2 protein-coding genes are annotated in these 2,859 nt (G+C 61.4%); one reads left to right on the top strand and one right to left on the bottom strand.

The genetic code is table 11. From position 1 onward, the window contains the following. Positions 1-819: inositol-3-phosphate synthase (locus tag RTX98_RS10490; RefSeq protein ID WP_312796460.1), on the bottom strand; the 819-nt coding region annotated here is incomplete at its 3' end. A gap of 119 nt (positions 820-938) precedes the next feature. Between RTX98_RS10490 and RTX98_RS10485 the strand changes: the two genes are divergently transcribed. Beyond that, on the top strand, positions 939-2,657 hold the full coding sequence (locus tag RTX98_RS10485) for a hypothetical protein (protein ID WP_312796459.1): 1,719 nt from the start codon (positions 939-941) through the stop codon (positions 2,655-2,657). Positions 2,658-2,859: the final 202 nt, after the last annotated feature.

The following is a 2,859-nucleotide window of genomic DNA, read 5'->3' as shown; positions in this document are numbered from 1 at the left end:
GCGGTCGGTGAGCCAAGGCACGTGGTCGCTCGGACCGACATGAACATTTCCGGCCTCGAGCGGCACGTCGATCTGGCTGGTGACCGCCTGGGTCTTGGAGATCTTCTTCGATTCCAGCCGCTCGCGCTCCAGCATGTTGAGAAAGTCGGTGTTGCCGCCGAAATTCAGCTGGTATGTGCGGTCCAGCCTCACGCCGCGCTCGCGGAACAGATTAGCCAGCATGCGGTGCACGATGGTGGCGCCCACCTGGCTCTTGATGTCGTCGCCGATGATCGGCACGCCCTTGTCGGCAAAACGCTGCTGCCAATCCGGCTGCGACGCGATGAAGACGGGGATGCAGTTGACCAGCGCGACGCCGGCTTCCAGCGCCTGCTCGGCATAGAACTCGCTGGCCTTCTGCGAGCCGACCGGCAGATAGGACACCAGGACGTCGGCGCCGCTCTGGCGCAGGATTTCCGCCACGTCGACAACGGGTTCGGACGACTCTGTGACCGTGTCTTCGAGATAGCGGCCGATCCCGTCCATGGTCGGCCCGCGCTGAACCGTTACGCCGGTTTTATCGACGCCGGCAAACTTGAAGGTGTTGTTGGGCTCCGCGAAAATCGCATCCGAAACGTCCCGGCCGACCTTGGTGTCCGCGACATCAAAGGCGCAGCAAATCTCCACATCGCCGACATGGTATCCCCCGAGGTCGACATTCATCAGGCCAGGAACGGGCTCGTTGCCGCTCGCTTCACGATAGTAGTTCAGACCCTGAACGAGGGAGGACGCACAATTGCCGACGCCGACGATTGCGACACGGACTTTTCTGGAACCCATACAATTCCCGATCTACGGAGCTAAGTACATGGCTCAACATTGTAGGGCCCTGGATTGTTCCTTCCAGCCGCCCGGCAAATCGCACTGACATTGCCCGTCACGAAGAGACGGCAGAAGGCTTGACCATGTGGATTTATGGCGACGCGCAACGAGCCGGCAAAACGCATGATCTGGCAACGCGGATCGCCGGGACGCTCGATCATCTGAGAGCTTACCCTCAAGGGATTGTGCGTCATGCCGAGATCGTCAGGGCCTTCGTGGATGCGTCGGAACTCATCCAGGGTTTGATCGATGCTGCGTTCCACCAACGCGGCTTCGATGCCGAAACGCCGGAGCAGGAGCGACTGACCGGGCTGCTGTTCGACCTTGCCAAGACCGTGGAAAGCAGCTGGCGAACGGGCTTTGTTGATCAGGATGTGCCGGCCGCCCTTGTCAGCGCGATGGCAGATTTCGCGCGTGATCAACCCGGTGAAGTCACCACGCGCAGTGCGGAAGGCTACAGCATCTATGCGCTTTATCCGGAAACCTATCTGGAGGCGGCTCGTGCCTCTGGCCTGGGTGCCGACACGATCGTCATCGGTATCCGCAGCATAGGGCTCAGCCTGTCATGCCTCGTGGCTGCGGCGCTGAATGCGCAAGCGCCGATCAGCCTGCGTCCAACCGGCGATCCGTTTACCCGAAGGATCGAGGCAGATCCGCAGCTTCTCAAAGCCGTGCTCGCTCGCGGCGAAGCGCCGATCGCGATCGTGGATGAAGGGCCGGGCCTCTCGGGCAGTTCGTTTCTTGCGGTGGCGGACTGGCTGGAAGGTGGCGGAGTGGAGCGCGATCGCATCCACTTCTTTCCCAGTCACGGCGGCGAACCGGGCGGACAAGCGTCTCCGGAGCATCGCCAACGCTGGCAGGTGGCGCCGCGTAATACGGGAGATTTCGACGTGACGTTTCTGCACGAAGGCAGGCTTCAAGAATGGATCACCGACCTGCTCGGGCCGCTCGATTGTCCGTTGCAGGATCTTTCATGGGGCAAGTGGAAAGGGCAAAGCGATGCGTCGCCGGTGGATGCGCGGCTGGAGCGACGAAAGTTCCTGGCGCATACGTCTGACGGATCGTTCCTATCGAAATTCGCTGGTCTGGGATCAGAAGGGCAGCGGAAGTTCGATGTGGCGAAAACGCTCTTCGCGGCTGGTTTCGCCGTTGAACCGATCGCAACCCTGCACGGCATGATCGTCGAGCGATGGATCGACAGCGAGCCCCTGACCGACAGCTACGATCGCGCGGCTCTACTGGACACGCTCGTCCGCTACCTTGCCCTTCGCGCGACTTTGCCCGCGCATAACGAAGGGGCTTCTTTGACCCTGCTGGCGGATGTGGCTACCTTCAATGCAGGACAAGCCTTCGGTGAGGAGGCGGCCGAAAGTGTTCGACGTCTGACGAAAGATGCGGCCACCATGCAGCGGCTGGTTCATCCGGTCGATACGGACAATCGTTTGCATCAATGGGAATGGCGGGTGAGCGCAAATAGTCAGTTGATCAAGATGGATGCGCTCGATCACAGCAGCGCGCATGATCTTGTCGGCTGTCAGGACATCGCCTGGGACATTGCCGGCGCGATCGTCGAGCATGATTTGACCGCGACCGAGAGCAGCCTTCTTATCAGCCAGGTCGTCAGCCTGCGCGACAGGACGATAGAACGCGACCTCGTCGATCTGCTTGTGCCCTGCTATCTCGGCTTTCAGATCGGGCTGTGGAGCATGGCGCTGGATGCCGCAGCCGACGGCCACAAGCCGGCGCTGCATCACCTGCTCGATTGCTACAAGCTGCGCTTGCAGTCACTGACTTAACAGCGCGCACAAGAAAAAGGCCGCCCAGTGGACGGCCCTTTCTCATTCCTGCCGGTCGATCAGAATACCGGGCAACCGCGGTCGCGGCCGAAGGTGATGGTGCGGCGATCACCGCGGCGATCACGGCCCTGCACTTCGATGGTGCGACGACCGGCATCGACAACGCGGGCGCGGCGCAGGCCCAAGCGATCGGCCTTGTCGA

Source organism: Tianweitania sp. (assembly GCF_032053605.1).
Lineage (GTDB): Bacteria > Pseudomonadota > Alphaproteobacteria > Rhizobiales > Rhizobiaceae > Tianweitania.
The sequence above is the reverse complement of the archived record's forward strand: the minus strand, read 5'-3'. Positions and strand labels throughout refer to the sequence as shown.